The organism is Arthrobacter sp. SE2, assembly GCF_058244265.1.
This window is the reverse complement of record NZ_JBZAYA010000049.1, coordinates 1-1485: the sequence shown is the minus strand read 5'-3', so window position 1 is coordinate 1485 and position 1485 is coordinate 1. Positions and strand designations below refer to the sequence as shown.

Sequence of the window (1485 nt, the reverse complement as noted above, 5' to 3'; positions counted from 1 at the left end):
GGCTCTTCGCATTTAGGCATGGTTGGTCTGTTTGATTCGGTAGGGGCGGTGGCCGCCGGCGGCCAGTAGGCATCTGAGTCTGTAGTTGGTGAAGTTGCGGAAGCCTCGGGCGATTCTGCGGGTGGTCTCGATGACGCCGTTGATCGCTTCGGTGGGTCCGTTGGAAGCGCCGTGGGTGTCGAAGTAGGCCAGGATCGCCGTCTTCCATTGTTTGAGTGTCCGGCCCAGTCGTGAGACCTCGGGGATCGGGCAGGACGGGAACGAGGAGATCACCTCGTTGACGAGTTCCCTGCCCCGCTCCGGCCTGGCGTGGTAGATGTTTCGGAGCTTCTGGTAGCACTGCCAGGCCAGGGTGACTTCGTGGTCCGGGTCCCCGAGGTTGAGTTTCGCGTCGAGCCGGACGGATTGTTTTTCGGTGAGGTGTTCGGCCCCGATCTGCAGGGTCCGGCGGATCCCGTAGAGCGGGTCGCCCTTGCGGCCCCGGTGGCCCAGGGTCTCCTGCTGGACCCGGCGGCGGACCTCATCGACCATGGCCGATCCCAGTTTCACGACATGGAAGGCATCCAGGACGGTGATGGCTTCGGGCAGTTCGTCGCGGATCGCGTTCGCGTAGCCGCGGAAGGGATCCAGCGCCGCTGTTTTGATGCCGGCGGTGAATTCCTCGCCGCGGGCTTTGAGCCAGTCCGCGTAGGCCTTCCCGGACCGGCCCGGGACGAGGTCCAGCAACCTGGCGTGCACCACACCGTTCCCGTCGCGGGTGTGGTCCACGATCCCCGTGACCATGCCGGATCCGGGCGGGCCGGTATGGGACCAGACATGCTCATCGACTCCGAGCGCGTTCACCCCTGTCAGACGGCCGGTCGCTGCGATCCGTCGGGCGGCCTCTGCCTTGATCCCGTCCCAGGCCGTGTGCCAGGAGACGCCGAGCTGGTGGGCCAGGGCGGAGACGGAGGTGTCGAAGCGCTGCAGGCCGTCGGTCGCCCACTCGACGGCGCGGGCGGTGAGTTTCGCCCTCGGTCCTGCCAGCGGGTGTTCTTCGGTGAACGTGGTTCTGGGGCAGTCAGGGTCCGGGCAGCGCCAGACACGCTTGGCCCAGAGCAGCCGCACCGGCCGCCCGAAACAGGGTGTGTCATGGAGCCGGACCTGGCGTCGGCCGTGCCCGACCGCGACGACGCCGCAGTCCGGGCAACCGCTGACGGTTTCGGCTGTCTCGACGTGCAGAACCAGGCCGGTTCTGCACGTCGTGACAGAGCAGACGTGGATGCCGTCGACACCAAGAAGCGCGTCTGCCCGCTCGCACCAGCGACCGCCCGGGCAGGAAGTAGCATTGGCCATATCAGGGTCTCTTTTTTATTTGGAAGCTTGGTCGCTACCAATTCAAAGAGGCCCTGACCTCTCTCCTCCCGCACCACGCCGCAGCGGCATCAGGACACGCTCCTGCCCTAGGCGTCAGACGGCCCTAACCACGCTCATCTGCGAAGGGCC

At 66.3% G+C, this 1485-nt stretch carries 1 protein-coding gene; it reads right to left on the bottom strand.

Going from position 1 to position 1485, the window contains the following annotated elements; all coding sequences use genetic code 11:
* Positions 1-12: 12 nt before the first annotated feature.
* A complete protein-coding gene (locus AC4CS3_RS23885; protein ID WP_490785534.1) occupies positions 13-1335 on the bottom strand; it encodes an ISL3 family transposase in 1323 nt (440 codons plus the stop codon).
* Positions 1336-1485 lie beyond the last annotated feature (150 nt).